Genomic DNA, 19,296 nt, shown 5'->3' on the forward strand with positions numbered 1-19,296 from the left:
TGTAATTCCTTTTAAAAGATTATCCGTTAGCGGCGATGAACCGTTCCACTTCTTCCCTTGTTGGCATGCCGGTCTGGGCACCGAGCTTTGTGGTTGAGAGGGCCGCAACCGCATTTCCATACTTGCAGGCTTCCTGTAACGAAAGACCTTGGCTCAATCCGACAGCCAATCCGCCGTTAAATGAATCACCCGCCCCTGTTGTGTCCTTTACCTCAACACGATAGGAGGGGATGTTTACTTCCTCATTGTTTTGAAAAAACGTAAGGCCTTCCGATCCCTTGGTTACAATGATTTTGTCTTGAATGGACGCTTGGTTGCGCCCTTGAAGAAGCAGCTCCAGCTCGTGTTCATTAGGAGTGATATAGTCTATTTGCTGCAGGAGTTCTTCAGACAACTCCTGAATTGGAGCTGGGTTCAGGATGACCTTCACTGCGTTTTCCTTTGCGATGCTTACTGCCTTTTGTACACTTTCCAGCGGAATTTCAAGCTGTACCAACAGAAAGTCACTGCCGGCGATGGCCTCCCGCATCTTTTCCACAAACTCGGGAGTTACGCTATGGTTCGCTGCAGGAACAACAATGATGCTGTTATCTCCTGCCGAAACAAGGATGGTGGCTGTTCCTGTTGATCCGGAAACCTGTTCAACATGGCTGACATCCACTCCCTGTTTTTTCAGATGATCCAGCAGCTCTGTACCGAATACATCGTCACCGACACAGCCTACCATCCGGACATCAGCTCCCAGTTTTGCCGCGGCCACTGCCTGATTGGCTCCCTTCCCTCCAGGTATGGTCCTGAATTCCTGCCCAAGGAGGGTTTCTCCCATCTTGGGCACTTTTTCCGAAAGTGTCACCAAATCCATGTTAATACTGCCTACTACCGTGATCTTGGGTGCCATATTATCGTCCTCCTTTGTTGTTCTGTTTTCTGGTGGATTCCCGCTCGACCAGCTCAACCTCCAGTTCGAGGAACGTGCGCTCGACAGGCTTCTTTTCAATGAGCTTAACGAGCAGATCAGTAACAGCTGTCCCCATATCGTAAATAGGCTGCGCAATGGTGGTAAGCTCTGGTGTCGTTGCCTCAGCCATGGAAATTCCGTCAAACCCGATGATGGCCAGCTCCTCAGGCACCTTTTTTCCAAACCGATGCGCGGCCTTTACCGCCCCGATCGCCATCACATCGTTTGCCGCAAAAATCCCGTCAATCTCGGGATGACGCTCCAGAAGCTCCAGCGTTGCCTGGATCGCGTTCTTCATCACATAGTTTCCATCCACTATATAGCTGGATTCGAACCAGGGCTCATTTCCCACTTCCTCAAGATAACCATCCACCCGCTCGTTCGCGTTATCAATATGGTGAGGGCCTCTGAGATGGGCAATGCGCTCGCAGCCAATTTCTTTTAGATAACCCGTTGCTTTTTGCGCACCTTCTTTATTTTTAACGACGACCGTTGGAATTTCCGCGGTAATCTTACGGTCAATGCTGACGACCGGTATGTTCAGCTCTTTCACTTTTTCAGCTGTGAGCGTATTGGAGGCAACGATTACGCCATCCACATACTTTTGAAGGAGAATTTCCAGATAATGCTCTTCTTTCTCCGCATTCTCATCTGTGTTGCAAAAGAACACATTATAACCCTTTTTGTGAGCCGTATCCTCCACCGCTCTTGCCAGTTCGGGGAAAAACGGGTTCCCAATATCCGGTACGATTAATCCAATTGTTTTTGATGTTTTTTTATAAAGGCTTCGGGCAACCGCATTTGGCTTATAATTCAACTGCTGGATCGCTTCGTCCACCTTTTTCTTCGTTTCATTGTTTACGTATCCATTGCTGTTGAGCACTCTGGATACCGTCGCCACGGAAACACCCGCTTGTTTGGCGACATCTCTGATGGTTGCCATACTGAACACCCCGATAAAAATCCAATCATGTGTAACCGGTTACATGTTGTTGAAATAAATAAGCGGTTCTAATGTGTAACCGGTTACACACAGTATAATTTCTCTTTTTGCAAAAGTCAAAAAGAAATTTTTGGCATTTATCATGGTTCAGATCCAGTGAGTATAAGCTTTGTTGCGCTAATGAGCGATTTAGTTTCGGCAAAGTGAATTTTAGTTGCGGTTCGACAAAGAAGAGTTGCATATCACGTCTTTTCATAAAAAAATCCCTTATTGAGCTAACTGCTCCGATTTCGTAATATGAATAAACAAGGGGTGATCTCAGTGAGAATACAAATCATCGGCGGGTCAGGAACCGGTAAAAGTACGCTGGCCCAATACATGAGTGAAAAAGAAAAGATCAAATGGATTGATACGGATCAATACCTGTGGAAAGATGATACGTTTACTGAAAATCATCCGATAGAAAAGCGTACCGAAATGTATCAAGCAGACATTGAGTCTTTCAGCAGTTATGCGGTTTCCGGTTCTATTGATTCTTGGTATCCCCAGGGATTTGGCAACCGGAACCTTCTGGTTTTTCTTTCACTTGATGAAACCATCCGATTGAAACGGTTACGAGATAGAGAACACCAACGGGAAAATCTAACCAAACCATGGCGGCTTGATGAAAATGGAGAGTGCACAAACGACTTTTTAGAATGGTGCAAAACCTATTACACCACGAAAGATAAAAGCAGTTCAGGCACATTTGCTCAGCATGCGTATCTTATGAAAATATCAAAAAGCCCTGTTCTTAAGCTTAATAGCTCCCAACCTGTTGAAAAACTTTACGACAAAATAATAAAGGAATATAAAAAGTACTATCCTGAGTGATAAGAAATGCCCTGTATGTCTCGATTTGAGCATAGAGGGCATTTTTTTTGAAACATTTTATCTTCGATTAAACTCTCATTTGCCAGCTACCGATAATAACCTTGTGATTTATCACAGCACAATTTGGAAGGAGAAATAATACAGCATGAAGAAACACATACACATTTTTTTAGGAGTACTTTTACTTACCACCACTCTTTTGAGCGGTTGTGGTCCACAAGAAACGAATCCTGTTGACGATAAAACCAAAATTGGTATCATGCTATCGGACGTTGGCCTTGGAGATCAGTCGTTTAGTGATGCCGGTTTTAACGGATTAGAAAAAGCGCGAGACCGCTTAGATATCGTTTTTGAATATCGAGAATTAAATGATTCAAAGACGTATGAAAAAGGATTAACAGAGTTAGCTGAATCAGGTAATGATTTAATTATCGGCCTGGGTTTTATGGTTCAGGAAGATTTAGAAAAAGTGGCGAAAAAGTATCCTGAAAAACAGTTTTTACTAGTGGATTCGGTGTCAGATGTAAATAATGTCACTTCTCTAACCTTCAAAGAAGATGAAGGAAGTTACCTTGCCGGTGTAATAGCTGCTTTAACAACAAAAAACAAAACAGTAGGGTTTGTAGGTGGCGAAAATGCACCACTTATTCAAAAATTCTCTAAAGGGTTTACCGAGGGAGTTAAGTCTATCGACCCTTCTATAAAGGTCCTTAAAGAATATGCAGGAGATTTTGGGAACGATAAACTCGGTGAAAAAATTGCACAAGACATGATTGCAAAAAAGAGTGATGTGTTATATGCCGCGGCTGGTTTTACTGGTGTTGGTGTTTTAAAAAAAGCGGAGCAAGAAGGGGTTTATGCTATTGGTGTAGATAGTGACCAATTCTTCTACGCTGAAAAGGCAATCATAACTTCAATGGTCAAAAATGTGGATAGCGCTCTTTATGATGTTGTAAAAGAATTTAAACAAACGAAAACCATTAAAAACAAACACATTGAACTTGGTTTGGCTGAAAAAGGCGTCGGGCTTGCAACCATTCGTCTCGTTTCTTTATCAGATAAACAACAAGCCAAGCTGAAAGAAGCGGAGCAAAAAATAATCCACCACAAGGTATCTTTTACTAACTAACAACAAGCAGCATTTCGACAGCAGGAGGAAATTAAATGTCCATAAGAAGAAAAATTCTTTTCAATTCATTGATCGGCCTTGTTTTATCTATACTGATGATCGGGTTTATTATTACTAAAATGCTTTCCATCCAAAATTCAAATGAAGATAATGTATCTGGAGTAGTCGCCGTCAGGGACCTAAGCGCAGAAATGCGATTAGTAAGCTTGAATCTTAACAACTACGCAAGCAATCCAACAGAGGGAAACAAGAAAGACTCTCTTGATGAATTAAAAAATGTAAATGAAGCATTTGTTCATATGAAACCTTTACTCGTTACTAAGCAAGGGGAAAAGTATTTTGAGCTGGCTTATTCCAAATTCAAAACATTGACAGAGGAAACGGAAACAGCATTCAGCAGTGATGACCTTGCTGAAGTAAAAAAACAAAGTATGAAAACAAAAGGAATTTCCAATGATTTGTATTCCTTAAACTTAATTACTGACTCCCACTACAACTTTATCAAGAAGTCTACAAAAGACCAAATTGGCTTCGTGATTACCTTTGCTCTTATTGGCAGTATTGCATTAATGATCATCTCTGCATTTTTCTTAATTCGCATGACCAACAGTATTACAAAACCATTAAAGAAATTAACCAAAAATGCACAGGAGATCGCCTCTGGAAATCTGGCAGTTGAAAAGGTGAACTATAAACATAATGATGAATTGGGTACGCTTAATGAATCGTTTTCTAAAATGGTGGTACAGCTTACGTCTCTTATCACTTCAATCGGTTCAGCAAGTCAAAAAGTAGAATCATTCGCGATTGAACTGGAACAGGAAAATAAGCATTTGACCGAATCCAGTAAACAAATTGCGGTTTCAACAGATGAATTATCGATCGGTACACAGAGTATCTCAGAAAGTTTACAAAGCTCTGTAGAATTAGTTGGACAAATGGACAGAGGATTTGCAGCTAATGTGAATATCGCTCACCAGTCCTTTGAATACGCTTCTGATGCCTCTGCAGCGATCACAGAAGGAAGAAACGCGATCAATGAGCAGCAAGTTCTGCTTACAGACAATATCCAGGCCACGCATTCCATTGAAGAAGCTACAAAGGAATTCATACAATATGCTACAAAAATTGAAGACATGGCCCATATCGTTTCGAAAATCGCCAATCAAACGAATCTTCTTTCTCTAAATGCGGCAATCGAAGCCGCACGTGCAGGAGAAGCTGGCCGGGGTTTTGCAGTAGTTGCACAGGAAGTACGAAAACTAGCGGATGAATCCACTGCCGCTACTTCTCATATCTTTGAGATGGTTAAACGTATTCAACAAGGACTGGGAATCATTTCAGATTCGGTAGAAAAGGGTGTAAAAATTTCAAGCGAACAAAGTCAGCATATGGCTCGTACTTTAAGGACTTTTGAACAAATCGAAGAAAAAGTAACCGGTATTTCTACTGTGTTAGAAGAACTTGCGGCCGGAGTCGATCAATCTAAGAAATCCAACGAAAATGTGCTAAAAAATGTAGAAAATATCAGCGCAGTTGTAGAAGAAACCGCAGCAGGCAGCGAAGAAATTTCCGCTTCCACTACAGAACAGCTCGCTTCTTTCAGCAATGTGGTGGATAAAATCTCATCATTACGAACATTAACAAATGAACTCAATACTGCTTTATCTCAATTTTCTTTTGAATAAGTTCTAAGCTAAAAAAGCCACGGACCAATGGTTCGCGGCTTCTTCTTATTCTCCTTTCCTCCCAGGACTTTCTGCCTATTCTTCCTAGAAAGATTGACAAACTTTTATGACCATAATAAGATTATCGACAGAATTATCTGTTTATTTTTGCCCTATTGTCAAAACTTAGTTTTATATTATAAAACCAGTGAAGATATACCTCCTTGTCCAAACAGAAGAACACCTCATTTTTTTGTACTTTGAAAGCGCTGCCAATAATGGCGTTTTAATAAATTTAGGAGGGATAGGTATGGCTATGGATGCAAATCTGCAAACAAAGCAGGTAAAGACGGCCAATTTGGCAAAGAAATTTCGCTGGACGGTTGTTATTTGGCTGTTGATCGGAGGTATTATCAATTATCTTGACCGTGCAAACCTTTCAATCGCCGCCCCTGAAATGATGAAGGAGCTGGGGCTAAGCGCCACAGACATCGGACTGCTGGGAACCGTTTTTTCATGGAGCTATGCGTTGATGCAGCTGCCGGCCGGCTGGCTGATTGACCGGTTTGGAACCAAAAAAGTGTATACTCTTGCGCTGATTTGGTGGAGCGGCGCGACCATGCTGACAGGCGCAGTATCCAAGATGGGGTCATTGATTTTTGCCCGCTTGCTGCTCGGAGTCGGTGAAGCACCCTGCTTTCCCACAATGGCAAAGATTACGTCTTATTGGTTTCCAAAAAAGGAACGCGGGCTGGCAACAGGAATATGGGACTCCTCCTCCAAGTGGGGCCCTGCCATTGCGCCGCCTTTACTCGTATTTATCATGGTTACGTTTGGCTGGAGAGCCCTTTTTTACATTACAGGCTTGCTGGGTATTATCTTCGCCATTGGATTCTATGTCTTTTACAAAAATCCAGATCAGAGCCGCAAGCTGACAAAACAGGAACTGGACTATATCCAGTCGGATGGGGCAGGTTCTGAGCAAAGCATCCAAACCTCCAAAATTAAATGGAGAGAGCTGTTCAAATACCGTAGTGTATGGGGAATGATTCTCGGCTTTTTCTGCACCATCTGGATCTGGAACATCTTCCTTGTCTTCCTTCCCCTGTTCCTGACGAACGTTCATGGTGTTACACTAAAAGAACTGGGAATTTATGCAGGGATTCCCTGGGTAGGTGGAATCTTCGGCAACATTTTCGGAGGCTACCTGACCAAAAAGATGGTGGACAAAGAAATGGCGTCACCGATCAAAGCAAAACGCATTGCGATTAGTGTAAGTGCCATTTGTGCTGCTATCGTCGTATGCGCTGTTCCATTTGTCGAGAGCCTTGCCATGACGATCGCTCTGCTTACCCTTGCTCTTTGCTTTATTTCAGCGATGACTGGAAGTGCATGGGCGCTGGCGGGGGACATTGCCCCGCCGTCCATGGTCGCTTCTGTCGGGTCCATTCAAAACTTTGGCGGGTATTTTGGCGGTGCATTTTCTCCTGTCATCGCCGGCCTTATCGTTGACTCCACCGGCTCCTACTCGCTGGCCTTTATTTCCGGAGGCGTTATTGCGGGCTGTGCGGCCTTGTGCTACTGGTTTATCGTGAATAAACCAATTGAAAACTAAAAAGGAGGAACACCATTGAAACCTTACGTTTACCTGGCAAGACCTGTACCGGAAGAAGTAGAAAACTATATCGCTGAACACTGCTCCTACGATAAATGGGAAGGCTTGGAGCCGATTCCCCGCAGCGAGCTGCTGAAAAAGCTGGGTGAAGCAGAAGGACTGATGATTACCGGGGAAAAGATCGATGATGAACTGCTTGATCATGCGCCCAACTTAAAAGTGGTGAGCAACATCTCCGTCGGCTACAACAATTTTGATACGGATGCGATGAAACGCAGAAACATTATCGGGACCAACACACCAGACGTGCTGAATGAGACTGTGGCTGATTTAGCTCTTGCGCTCATGCTGTCTGCTGCCCGCCGTGTTCCTGAGCTCGACAAGCTCGTAAAGGAAGGAAAATGGGAGAAGAAAAGTGATGAACCTCTTTTTGGTGTGGACGTGCACGGAAAAACGCTGGGCATCATCGGCATGGGAAGAATTGGCGAAGCGATCGGCCGCCGTGCCAAGTTTGGCTTCAACATGGAAATTCTGTATCACAACCGCCACAGAAAGATGGAAACAGAAAAACAGCTGGATGCATCTTATGTGTCACAGGAAGAACTTTTACAGAAGTCGGACTTTGTGCTGCTGATGGTTCCGTTTACCGAAGAAACAAAGCATCTGATGGGCAGGGAGCAGTTTGCCCAAATGAAAAATTCAGCCATTTTTATTAATACGTCCCGTGGACAGACCGTGGATGAAGTGGCGCTGACTGAAGCCCTTCAAAACGGGGAAATCCTTGCTGCTGGCCTCGATGTCTTCGACCAGGAGCCGGTTTCGCCGGACAACCCGCTGCTGAAGCTGCAGAATGTGGTGACCCTTCCTCATATCGGATCGGCCACCTACCAGACGAGATTTGAAATGGCCATGCTTGCCGCGGAAAATTTAGTCGCGGCCGTAACAGGCAAAGAACCGTCCACTGTGGTCGGTGAACTAAAGGGAGTATTGAAATAAAGAAGAAAGCCAGGCCCCCTTAGCGGCCTGGCTCCTTTTATGGATTCGATTACCCCTCGCTCCAGGGCTGCTTCTCCGTATGAACTGATTGTCCTGTCTCAATGGCCTTTTGGATCATGAAACCCAGGTTGCAGGAGCTGCCCGAGGGTCCGGCAGGTTTTTACCTTCCACTGCTCCTCCAGTTCCTCCTTGAGCTTCATCCCGTACAACCATTCCTGCGACGTGAAACGTCTGTGGCAGCATTTCGGCGATCCGCAAATATACTGTGCCCGAAAACTTCCTCCGCCAATGATACTAAAAACGATGGGCTGGACCATTCTATCACCTGCTTTTTGTGTCATTTGATGGTTCTTTATCCTTTAGCCTACAACAAAATCAGCTTTTTACCATTTCCTTCCTCAGTTGTAATGGTAAATAGTGCCCAGATCCCTTTAACAAAAGAAAAAAAGTTACTTCCTCCTCATTCCAAAATAAACCTTAAGTTGGATTTTATAGTATAATTTGTCTGCTACTGTAAAACGATAGCGTAAAAAAATAGCGAGAGGTGATGTAGATTGATGAAGATTGTAAAAAGAATTGCAGTATTAGTCATCATAGGGTTCACATTAGTAGCCACACCAAGCTTGTCGTACGCTCAAATGCTGGGGAAAGGGAGCACCGGCCGGGAAGTCACCGCCCTGCAGCATACTATGAAAAACGCCGGCTATTTTCATGGCCCGGTGACTGGATATTTTGGTCCTCTTACCAAAAATTCCGTTGCGAACTTCCAACAGGCTGCCGGACTTGTTCCTGATGGAGTAGCCGGTCCTAAAACCCTGAGAAAATTAAACGAACTGGACATTATGGCAAGGGTGGTCAACGGGGAAGCACGCGGAGAATCCTATATTGGAAAAGTCGCTGTTGCTGCCGTCATTCTGAACCGCCTGGAAGACCGCCGTTTTCCAAAGGATGCCTACAGTGTTGTCAACCAGTCCAACGCATTTACCGCCGTTCATGACGGCCAATATAATCTGTCTCCCGGCTCCGATTCATACCGTGCAGTTGTTGATGCCTTAAAAGGCTGGGATCCTACATACGGTTCCGTTTTCTATTACAATCCAAACACGGCAACCAACCAGTGGATTTTCACACGACAAAGCGTTACACGCATTGGCAATCATATTTTTGCTAAATAATTTTTTATAAGCTTAAGCCGATTCTCTTGATGAGGATCGGCTTTTTTGGCGTGTAATTAAAAATTTGCTGTAATAATCTTTCAATAATCTCTAGCAAACTTGTAATTTTCTGTTATATTATAAAAGATATTGCATTTAATCCGATATAAAACATGCTATGAATTTTAGCCGTTACTAATAAAGAAGAGGTTGATGAAATGGATAGTCGTTCAGCAAAGCGCAAGAAAAAGCGCTCTGGTTTAAAGATTGCGTTAATCGTTATAGGGGTAATCGTGCTGATTGCTGCGGGAGGAATTTACTATGTCTATGGTTCCGTTAAAAGCACAGCCAACAAAATGCACGAAGGTTCTGCATGGAATGGTTCTGACAAGCGCAAAAATGCGCTGACTCCTGACAAAGGAGATCCGCTTTCCATCCTGATTCTCGGGGTCGATGAGCGGCAAGGCGACCGCGGCCGCTCAGACACATTAATTTTGGTTACTGTTAATCCAAAAACAAACAAAATGGTCATGACCAGCATCCCGCGTGATACGCGCACCGAGATTGTCGGGAAGGGAACGGAAGACAAGATCAATCATGCGTATGCATTTGGCGGAGAAAAAATGGCGATCAAGACCGTTGAAAACTTCCTTGATGTTCCGGTCGATTACTACGTTAAAGTAAACATGGAAAGCTTCCAGGGCCTTGTTGATGCACTTGGCGGAGTAACCGTCGACAACGAACGCCTGGCATTTAAATACGACGGCTATACCTTCCCGAAAGGTGAGTTGAAGCTAAGCGGTAAAGAAGCATTGGCCTACACCCGTATGAGAAAAGAAGATCCTCAAGGCGACTTTGGCCGTAACGCCCGCCAGCGCCAGGTCATCTCAGCCATTATTAACGAAGGTGCCCAGGTTTCTTCCGTAACAAAAATGGGAGACATTCTGGACGTGATCGGTTCCAACGTCAAAACGAACTTGACCTTTGATGAAATGAAGGACATTCAGTCCAAATACAAAGGTGCCCGCAACAACGTGGATAACGTTGAGATCAAAGGAAACGGCCAAATGATCAACGGCATCTATTACCTTATCATACCGGATGAAGAACGCACACGCATCCAGACCATGCTGAAAGAACAATTGGAGATTTCTTAATAAAGCAGATGAAGAAAGCTGCCCTGCGGGGCGGCTTTTTTTTGCGTGTCTGCAGGAGTGGCTATCATTTACTCACCATTTTAAACCATTACTCACCAATCACATCCCTTTCATAAAAAGATAAGAAAACCCCGTGCAGCGCATTGCCTGCATGGGGTTTCCATCATCTCTCTTATTCTTTCTCCTGAAGCTCTTCCGATCCTGCACTCACAGGTTCTTCATAAAAATAGACTCCTCTGCGGGGACTTGTGATTGCATCCGTTTCTTTTTTCAATTTGTAAAGGATGGTTGTCAGGTTGGCCAGTCTTAAGCCGTACTGCCTGTCGAGCTCGCGTTTGATTTCTGAAATGGTCAGGCTCCCGCTGCTGCCCTTCAGAACTTCTCTGACAGCTTGGACGTTGGATACCTTTGGTCTTGGAGCAGTTGCAGCAGAACTGCTGCCTGCTGAGGGTAATGACTCCACCACCTCTTCTTTTCCAGTAACAGCCGCCGTTGCTTCATCCTCCAGTACAGCTTCTACTGCAACAGCTGCCTCTTCCCTCACCTTCATAGGTTCTTTAAACGCAGCCAATGATGTTAGGTTTGGCTGGTTGTCAATTTCCCGCAGCCGATCATATATTTCATTTCTTTCTTTTTGAAGTTCTTTCAGGAAAAATCGTTCTTTTTCCTCCATCTGATGCAAACGAAAAAGTAATGCTTCTTTTTCACTAGACAATGTCAAATCCCCCCATAATCCTCTGTGTATCTACTCACTACTAGACTATCACAAGATATTGAGATAAATAGTGGCTAATTGCAGCAATTCGGGGAGGTAATATGTTCCATTTATTTGACAAAATGTCATATTGAAACATTGTATCTTTACAATTACCGCATCAAAAGAAGGAGATTAGTGTAAATTTATGGAACATATTCTAGGTAGGGGGTATTAATTTCCTGTCTTCATTTACCTTTTCGATCGGAGGATTTTTTCATTTTATGTTGATAAAACGCATGTTCATCACATTTGTTACATCCATCATCGGAATTTTGCTGATGGGGGCAATTCCGTTTGCTTTTAACGGAACCTCTTTTCAATTCAGCAAATATACGGATGGATTGAAAGAGTTGCTGAGCCAGCTGGGCCATTTGGCTGATATTACTTATCCAGCTGGAGCGGCCCAACGATCGCTTTTTCCTGATGTATGGGAGCCTTATGTCTATTCCATGACAGTATTGTTTTTGGCGTTGTTTCTGGCTCTTTTTGCAGCGATTCTGCTCAGCATCCTGATTTCCCTGCTTCCAAAACGGTTGTACCGCGGAGCCAAGTCCGTTCTGTTTTTATTTGAGTCGTTTCCTGATCTTTTGATTACGGTACTGATTCAGTTTTTGATCATCTGGATTTACAAAAAAACAAACGTGCTGCTGTTTGATGTGGTTGCCTATGGAGATTCGCAGCCTTACACGCTCCCGATTCTCTGTTTAAGTGTGATGCCGATTATTCTCTCCCTGCGTATTCTGCTTTTTCATATGGAGGGGGAGTGGGAAGAACCGTATATCGAAAATGCAAAAAGCAAAGGCCTCACACGGCTTTATATCCTGATTCATCACATCATGCCAAATACGCTTATTCACTTTTTTCACCAGTCCAAGATGATTCTCTGGTTCATGCTTTCGAATTTGCTCGTCATTGAAATCCTGTTTAACATTCGCGGCATCACCAATTTTGTCTACCAGCACGGGGTCCCGGCTATTTTTACCGTCGCCTCCCTGCTTGTGTTCCTTCCGATGTATGTATTTTTCGCTTTTGGGTCTTGGTTCACCAGCCGGTGGGCGATGCAAAGCGAGGCGGCAGCCACCGCCGCAGCTCAAACGAGCTTGAATTTGGAGCCGTTTTGGCGAGCGTTAAAGCATGTGCTTGTTCGAATAGTACGGCCGCTGCGATATGTCGCTGCACAGCCTCTTTTTGTTGCGGGATTTTGCATTATTGGTTCGATCCTTGCGTTAAGCCTGATCCATAATTATGCGTTTGGCAACGAGATTCCACAAACTCAAGTCGTATATGCCAAGGATGGATTCAACGCCCTTGGGCGCGCGCCATTTCAACCTTCTTCCCGTTTTTGGTTTGGCACCGACCAGTTTGGGTATGAACTGCTTTATAAAATTGCGTCAGGTGCCAAGTATACGATTGGACTTGCCTTCTTCATCAGCCTGGCCCGGCTTCTCCTATCCTTTGCCGGTGGTTATTTGTTTTTCATCATGAATCGCAAAGCAAAGGAATGGATCAAAGGGCTGGTGGATTCCACCCATTACATACCGGTTGCACTGCTTTGTTATTTTATTCTGTTTACGGTTGTTCTTTCAGAAGGCCTGACGTTTTGGCAAAAAGGCTTCTTTTACATTCTGATCTTGACGCTCGTTGCCGTTCCTGCGGTGTCTGTGATGATCGGCTCGGAAATGGAGCTGATTAGTTACCGTGAGTTTATAACGAGCGCGAAAGTTCTCGGAGGCAGCCGTTTTCATGTCTTTTCCAGGCATATCCTTCCGCACATGCTGCCGAAATTGTGGTTTATCTACATTCAGCAAATCATGTATGTCCTGATTTTATTTGCCCACCTTGGGCTGCTGCAGATCTTTTTTGGCGGCACTGTTCTTGAAGAGTACACGGTCTTTGGCGGAGACCTTTTACCGAAGTCCATGTCCAATGAGTGGTCCGGCCTGATTGGTTCCTACTACCGGCAAATGATGCTCCGGCCGTATCTTCTTATCATTCCTGTACTGTTCTTTGCGGTTTCCATTTTCGGGGTCAACCTGATGCTTGAGGGGCTGAAGAGGGCCATTGAGGATTTACAGTGGCGAAGAAAGAAGTACTTTCATCCCGCCTCCCTCGTCATCGTCGCTGTAGCGGTTGGCTTTTGTTTCTTTGCCGTTCATAAGTTTTCGGATGACTTTGGACAAAGAGCAAAAGCCGCCGCATCACAGAAAGCGGAAGCGGAGAAAACAGAACGAAAGATTTCCATTGTGGAACTCGACAGTGAAACGATCAGCCAATTTGAAGACGGAATGATCAATGGGGTCAGAGAATACTATATTGGCGGACCAATGGAACGGTCGATCATTAACACCGTTTACGGTAAGCCGATAAAAGTGAAAGATTATGAGAAACGAACGGACTATTATTACAAGGAAGACGGCTACCAAATTATTATTTCCTCCGGGTTGAGCCGGGTGATCAACCGCATGCAGGTTGAATACGACAGCCCCCGTGACGATATTAAAAAGGCGATGAAAACAAAACCAATGAAAGAGACGAAAGATTCTTTGTCGTATCTAAAAGGACGATATCTTGTTCTTTTCACCCAAAAATCGAAGGGCCACTGGTGGTTAAGCCTCCAGGATCAGTATTATTTCAAGTAAATGATGAAAACCGCACCGGATTTAGGTTCCGGCGCGGTTTTTTGGTTGTGAGGCAAGCCATGGATAACTCACACCTCACATTCCTTAACACTCCAAAGTATTACTAAGAAATACTTGTGTTTATAGATAAATTCCCCCATGCACAGTTTGGCATGTCCCTGGAGTCTTATCTATATTTCCCCGGAAATTCGACAGCAATTTAATACACAATATTTTCGTAATCTGATTGGTAAATATCGGGAATTGGAGCGTATCGGTGACCGATACACCGGAATTTCTGTAAAGAAATACCAGATTGACCTATAGAGATGTATCGCTATACGATATAGGAAGTTTGTTTGACGGCTGCCAGGCATTATTTCGAGAACGAAGCAAAAAAAGCCTGCAGCCCTGCTGCACGCTTTATCTTCAAACTCCCTCTTCACTAGTTTCTTCATCTTCCCTTAACCTTTCGCGCTCAACTTCGAGTTTGATGCTCAGATCCTCTTCTTCCTCGGAGATATAGCCTTTATGAAGGATGGATTGGATTTTACAGTGCTGAAAGTAGATGTTGTTGTTGCTGTTGCTGTGTCCGGTTGGATAGCTGCACCCGATGTAGTCGAACAGCACTTCATCACCTGCAATCGGCATGCGGCCATAGATCATTACAGGTCGGTCTGAACCTTCCAGTGTAACAACCGTACCAATCGGCAGCGGGAATTTTTCTGTCATGGGTTACCCCACCCTCCTTCACTTTATTCTCTTCCATTTCTATCACGAGTTTTCACCCTCCATATCTATTCTCCTTCTTTCCCCGATTTTCAAGGATCTATCCCTGAAAAGAGCAATACTCCTCCAAATGGGTCTTATGCAGCCCATCACCGTTTTGCTATAATATGGTGAAAAAGGACAATCGTGTGGTGAACCAAAATGTTTAAATTATTGCTTGTAGAAGATGATACCTCACTGTTTCATGAGATGAAAGAACGGCTCAGCCAATGGTCTTATGAGATTTATGGTATCAGTGATTTTAACTCTGTGTTTCAGGAATATACAGACCTTAATCCCGACCTGGTGATCCTGGATATTCAGCTGCCTAAATACGACGGGTTTCATTGGTGCCGGATGATTCGCTCGCATTCCAACGTACCCATTATCTTTTTATCGTCACGTGACCATCCATCGGATATGGTCATGTCCATGCAGTTTGGAGCGGATGATTTTGTTCAAAAGCCCTTCCATTTTGATGTGCTCATTGCCAAAATACAGGCGATTCTCCGCCGTGTATATAACTATAGTGCAGAAAAAACAGAATTCCGGACGTGGGCCGGAGCTACGGTCGATTATGACCGAAACACAGTATCCAATGACAGGGGCACCGTTGAACTGACAAAAAACGAGATGTTTATCCTGAAATTGCTTATTGAACAAAAAAATAAAATTGTAAGCAGGGACCACCTCATTAACAGCCTCTGGGACGATAAGCGGTTTATCAGCGACAACACCCTTACCGTGAATGTGAATCGCTTACGAAAAAAATTAGAGGAAATTGGATTGGGCAGCTCTATCGAAACAAAGGTTGGCCAGGGTTATATGGCTCTTGAAGAGGGCATTTCATGATTCGCTCCTTTATAACCGAACGGCGCAGCTGGATAGCTGCTTACCTCGTTCTTCAGTTTGCCATTCTTTCTGTTTGTTATATTGATTCTTCTATCCCTGTCAGTTCCGTGCTTTATGTGATTTTCCTGTCCCTGATTCTGTTCATCCTCTTTTTGGCCTATCGGTATCATAAGGAAACGAAATTCTATCAGCGTTTGCAGGAGCGGGAGAACGATTTTGATTTGACGAGCCTGCCGGAAGCGGAAACGCCGTTTGAAAAAATCATAGAGAACAGCCTGGTGAGCCAGAGTACATATTTAAAGAAAAAAGCAGCTTTTTATCAAGAAGAAACAGAAGAGGCAAAAGACGATCTGCTGGGATGGATACATGAAGTAAAAACACCGCTGACTGCTCTCCGGTTGATGATCGACCGCCTGGAGGATGAAAAGCTGAAAAATCCTTTTCTGTATGAATGGCTTCGTATTCATTATCTTCTGGACCAGCAGCTTCACCAGAAACGCCTTCCTTTTATGGAAAATGATCTGTATGTGGAAAAAGTGGACCTGGAGGATCTTTTGTTCTCGGAAATAAAAACCCTTCAATCGTGGTGCATTCAAAAAGGGATCGGGTTTGATTTGAAGCTGGAAGAAGCCGTTGTGTTAAGTGACAGCAAATGGCTCTCTTTCATTGTAAGGCAGCTGCTGACAAATGCCGTCAAATACAGCAAGGAGTCCGATATCGTCATATCCACCGGAAAGCACGGCGAAAGGGTGTTTCTCCAGATTGCGGATGATGGCCGTGGAATTGATCCGAAAGACCTGCCAAGAATCTTTGACAAGGGATTTACTTCAACAGCGCACCACGGGGATCATGCAGCTACAGGCATGGGATTGTACCTGGCAAAAAAAGCAGCTGTCCCTTTGTTGATGGAGATTGAGGTACAATCCGAACTGGGTAAAGGAACTACATTCACGCTTTTGTTTCCCAAACCAAACGACTTCTTGAAGATTACGGGCATGTGACATCTTTGTCACATGCTTTTCCCTTTTGTTCGGCGAAACGAAGGAAGTGAGCATTCTTTCCTTTTATACTTTAGATATCAAGAAACAAAAGGAGTGCAGGACGCATGACCATATTAGAGGCAAAAAACCTACACAAAAGCTACGGCAATAAATTTAACAAACAGGAAGTGCTAAAGGGACTCGATTTCAGTTTTGAAAAAGGAGAATTCGTCAGCATTATGGGACCATCCGGTTCAGGGAAAACGACCCTTTTGAACGTCCTTTCTTCCATTGACCGGATCAACAGCGGCTCCGTCATGATTGAAGGCAATGAGATTACCGGGATGAAAGAAAAACAACTTGCTGAATTTCGCAAGCATCATCTCGGGTTTATCTTTCAGGAATATAATCTGCTCGATACATTGACGGTAAAAGAAAACATACTGCTGCCATTGTCCGTGACAAAAACCTCCCCCGCAGAGGCCGATCACCGGTTCAATACCATTGCGAACGAGCTCGGCATCTACGAGCTGAAGGACAAATACCCGAACGAAATTTCCGGCGGACAGAAACAGCGTACATCCGCTGCACGGGCATTTATTCACGAGCCGAGCATCATCTTTGCCGATGAGCCGACAGGTGCACTGGATTCGAAATCAGCTTCCGACCTGCTGAACAAGCTCGCTGAGCTGAACCGGAGCCGTAATGCAACGATCATCATGGTTACCCACGATCCTGTGGCCGCCAGCTATTGCAGCCGCATCCTTTTTATTAAGGATGGGCAGCTATACACCCAGCTTCACAAAGGAAACCAGACGAGACAGGAATTTTTCAAGGACGTTATGAAAACACAAGGTGTGCTTGGCGGTGTTCAGAATGAGCATTAATCAACTGATCTTCCGCAATCTGAAAAAAAACCTGAAAAACTATTACCTTTATGTCTTTGCCCTGATTTTCAGTGCCGCCCTTTATTTTGCTTTTGTAACTCTGCAGTACGATCCGTCCATGGATGAGACGAAAGGATCCCTTAAAGGAGCGGCAGCACTCAGAGCAGCTTCCGTTTTGCTTGTTGCCATTGTTACCATCTTTTTGTTATATGCAAATAAAATTTTCATCAAAAGACGAAGCAAGGAAATCGGATTGTTTCAGCTGATCGGCATGACCAAAAGCAAGATTTTCCGTATTCTTACGGCCGAGAATTTCCTGCTATACTTCGGTTCAGTTCTCTTGGGCATCCTATTCGGATTCGCCTTCTCAAAGCTTGCCATCATGATTTTATATAAGGTGACCGGTGTGGAAGCCATTGCCACCCTGCATTTCTCAGCAGAGGCGTTGGTCCAGACCTTTATCGTCTTTATAGGAATCTACGTTTTGATCATGCTAACGAACTTTATTTTTATTAAAAGGCAAACCATTTTGTCGCTGTTCCGTGTCGTTTCATCGACAGAAAGCAAAGTAAAGAAAATCTCCGTGCTGGAGATCATCATGGGTATATTAGGTCTGGTTCTCATCATTGCGGGATATTATGTATCCTCCAAGCTGTTCGGCGGGGATTTCAACTCCATGACCAAGCTGTTTGTCGCGATGATCGCCATTCTTGGTTCGGTGATTCTCGGTACGTACTTATTCTATAAAGGATCTGTCCGTTTCACATTCAATCTGATCCGCAAAAAGAAAAATGGCTACCTGTCCGTCAACGAGGTTCTCTCCCTTTCATCCATCATGTTCCGGATGAAATCGAACGCTCTCCTATTGACAATCATAACGACTGTATCCGCTCTCGCTATCGGGCTGTTGTCATTAAGCTATATTTCCTATTATTCTGCTGAAAAAACAGCCAAAAACTATGTGCCGAATCAATTTTCATTTACAAGCAAGGATGCGTCAGAACGGTTTAAAGACATCCTGCAGAAGAACCAAATCGCTTTCTCTGATACAACCATAGATGTGCTTCAAGTAGAGGCGGACCTTTCTTCTGTGATGGAGACCAAGATCGAGGCCACCTCCTCAAGTACTGGAATTGATCCTTCAAAAACTCAACTTTCGGTTATCAGTGACTCCAGTACAAAAGGCGAAAATGTATCACCTAAGGAGATGTATTTCACCGGCGTGTCCGATTTGCAAAAAACCTTTTTTAACTTAAAAGACTCCGGGCGCATAGTATGGAAATCAAAAAAGGAAAAAATCCTTCAAAATTATATTGGCATGAAAAAAGATTCTGTCATTTCGATTCCTTTTACAGGAGGCTTGCCGACAGCCGTTGTTAATGATTCTGTGTTTCAAAAGCTAAAAAAAGGAATGGATCCTTCTCTGCAAAAGGAATTCACCCGTTACACCGGAATTGACATCAAAAATGAAAGCCAGCTCAAAAAAGCGAATACGCTCTTTCAAGATCAGCACTTTAAAGGAGGGCAATCCTCACGCCTTGAAACCATCCAGAGCCAAAAGAAAAACATGGGGCTTACGATGTTTATCGTTGGTTTCCTTGGACTGACTTTCCTGATTACATCAGGTTGTATCCTTTACTTCAAACAGATGGATGAGAGTGAAGAAGAAAAGCCAAACTACACCATCTTACGGAAGCTCGGTTTCACACGGGGAGACCTGGTAAAAGGGATTCAGTTCAAGCAAATGTTTAATTTCGGAATCCCATTGGTATTGGGCCTGATCCACAGTTATTTCGCCGTAAAATCCGGATGGTTCTTTTTCGGAACCGAATTATGGGCTCCGATTATTATCGTTATGGTTCTGTACACTGCACTTTATTCCATCTTCGGAATCCTGTCGGTTGTTTATTATAAAAAAGTAATCAAAGAAGCATTATAGGAG

Annotated in this window: 17 protein-coding genes; 12 read left to right on the forward strand and 5 right to left on the reverse strand. The window is 44.0% G+C overall.

All coding sequences use genetic code 11. The annotated features are described in order from the left end of the window. Positions 1-19 precede the first annotated feature (19 nt). Complete coding sequence (gene rbsK, locus BLT53_RS16575) at positions 20-898, reverse strand: ribokinase (protein ID WP_090236366.1); 879 nt, start codon at positions 896-898, stop codon at positions 20-22. A gap of 1 nt (position 899) precedes the next feature. Next, on the reverse strand, positions 900-1,901 hold the full coding sequence (locus tag BLT53_RS16580) for a LacI family DNA-binding transcriptional regulator (protein ID WP_090236368.1): 1,002 nt from the start codon (positions 1,899-1,901) through the stop codon (positions 900-902). A gap of 321 nt (positions 1,902-2,222) precedes the next feature. Between BLT53_RS16580 and BLT53_RS16585 the strand changes: the two genes are divergently transcribed. From BLT53_RS16585 to BLT53_RS16605, 5 genes are all read left to right on the forward strand, one after another. Further along, a complete protein-coding gene (locus BLT53_RS16585; protein WP_090236369.1) occupies positions 2,223-2,774 on the forward strand; it encodes an AAA family ATPase in 552 nt (183 codons plus the stop codon). A 145-nt stretch (positions 2,775-2,919) separates the two neighbouring features. Beyond that, positions 2,920-3,903, forward strand: coding sequence for a BMP family lipoprotein (locus tag BLT53_RS16590; RefSeq protein WP_090236371.1), 984 nt, complete (start codon positions 2,920-2,922; stop codon positions 3,901-3,903). A gap of 35 nt (positions 3,904-3,938) precedes the next feature. Next, positions 3,939-5,591 (forward strand): methyl-accepting chemotaxis protein, encoded by a 1,653-nt coding sequence (locus BLT53_RS16595; protein ID WP_090236372.1) that lies wholly within the window; start codon positions 3,939-3,941, stop codon positions 5,589-5,591. 289 nt (positions 5,592-5,880) lie between these two features. Next, positions 5,881-7,185 carry an MFS transporter gene (locus BLT53_RS16600; RefSeq protein WP_244520442.1) on the forward strand — a complete coding sequence of 435 codons (1,305 nt, stop codon included), beginning with the start codon at positions 5,881-5,883 and terminating at the stop codon, positions 7,183-7,185. 15 nt (positions 7,186-7,200) lie between these two features. Next, positions 7,201-8,181, forward strand: coding sequence for a 2-hydroxyacid dehydrogenase (locus tag BLT53_RS16605; RefSeq protein ID WP_090236374.1), 981 nt, complete (start codon positions 7,201-7,203; stop codon positions 8,179-8,181). Between the two features lie 98 nt (positions 8,182-8,279). Here the strand turns inward: BLT53_RS16605 and BLT53_RS16610 are convergent, their stop codons facing one another. Beyond that, on the reverse strand, positions 8,280-8,498 hold the full coding sequence (locus tag BLT53_RS16610) for a hypothetical protein (protein WP_090236377.1): 219 nt from the start codon (positions 8,496-8,498) through the stop codon (positions 8,280-8,282). A 240-nt stretch (positions 8,499-8,738) separates the two neighbouring features. On the opposite strand from BLT53_RS16610, the gene BLT53_RS16615 reads away from it, so the two are divergent. Further along, positions 8,739-9,356, forward strand: a complete 618-nt coding sequence (locus BLT53_RS16615) for a cell wall hydrolase (protein WP_090236379.1) — start codon at positions 8,739-8,741, stop codon at positions 9,354-9,356. A gap of 197 nt (positions 9,357-9,553) precedes the next feature. After that, positions 9,554-10,492, forward strand: coding sequence for an LCP family glycopolymer transferase (locus tag BLT53_RS16620; RefSeq protein ID WP_090236380.1), 939 nt, complete (start codon positions 9,554-9,556; stop codon positions 10,490-10,492). A gap of 172 nt (positions 10,493-10,664) precedes the next feature. Here BLT53_RS16620 and BLT53_RS16625 read toward each other — a convergent pair whose 3' ends face one another. After that, on the reverse strand, positions 10,665-11,207 hold the full coding sequence (locus BLT53_RS16625; protein ID WP_090236382.1) for a Rok-like winged helix domain-containing protein: 543 nt from the start codon (positions 11,205-11,207) through the stop codon (positions 10,665-10,667). A gap of 263 nt (positions 11,208-11,470) precedes the next feature. Here BLT53_RS16625 and BLT53_RS16630 point away from each other — a divergent pair, with 263 nt between their 5' ends. Continuing rightward, on the forward strand, positions 11,471-13,888 hold the full coding sequence (locus BLT53_RS16630; protein ID WP_090236383.1) for an ABC transporter permease subunit: 2,418 nt from the start codon (positions 11,471-11,473) through the stop codon (positions 13,886-13,888). 408 nt (positions 13,889-14,296) lie between these two features. On the opposite strand, the gene BLT53_RS16635 is transcribed toward BLT53_RS16630, so the two are convergent. Then, positions 14,297-14,599, reverse strand: a complete 303-nt coding sequence (locus BLT53_RS16635; protein WP_090236384.1) for a DUF4176 domain-containing protein — start codon at positions 14,597-14,599, stop codon at positions 14,297-14,299. Between the two features lie 198 nt (positions 14,600-14,797). Here BLT53_RS16635 and BLT53_RS16640 point away from each other — a divergent pair, with 198 nt between their 5' ends. The 4 genes from BLT53_RS16640 (at position 14,798) to BLT53_RS16655 (ending at position 19,293) form a co-directional block, all read left to right on the forward strand. Continuing rightward, positions 14,798-15,487: a response regulator transcription factor gene (locus BLT53_RS16640; protein WP_090236386.1), complete on the forward strand. Its 690-nt coding sequence runs from the start codon at positions 14,798-14,800 to the stop codon at positions 15,485-15,487. After that, positions 15,484-16,488, forward strand: coding sequence for a sensor histidine kinase (locus tag BLT53_RS16645; RefSeq protein WP_090236387.1), 1,005 nt, complete (start codon positions 15,484-15,486; stop codon positions 16,486-16,488). Before BLT53_RS16640 ends, BLT53_RS16645 begins: the two co-directional genes overlap by 4 nt. Before the next feature lie 104 nt (positions 16,489-16,592). After that, entirely contained in the window at positions 16,593-17,354 is a 762-nt protein-coding gene (locus tag BLT53_RS16650; protein ID WP_090236389.1) for an ABC transporter ATP-binding protein, read from the forward strand. After that, positions 17,344-19,293, forward strand: a complete 1,950-nt coding sequence (locus tag BLT53_RS16655) for an ABC transporter permease (protein ID WP_090236390.1) — start codon at positions 17,344-17,346, stop codon at positions 19,291-19,293. Before BLT53_RS16650 ends, BLT53_RS16655 begins: the two co-directional genes overlap by 11 nt. Positions 19,294-19,296: the final 3 nt, after the last annotated feature.

The sequence above is a fragment of the Fictibacillus solisalsi genome (genome assembly GCF_900103485.1).
GTDB lineage: Bacteria > Bacillota > Bacilli > Bacillales > Fictibacillaceae > Fictibacillus_C > Fictibacillus_C solisalsi.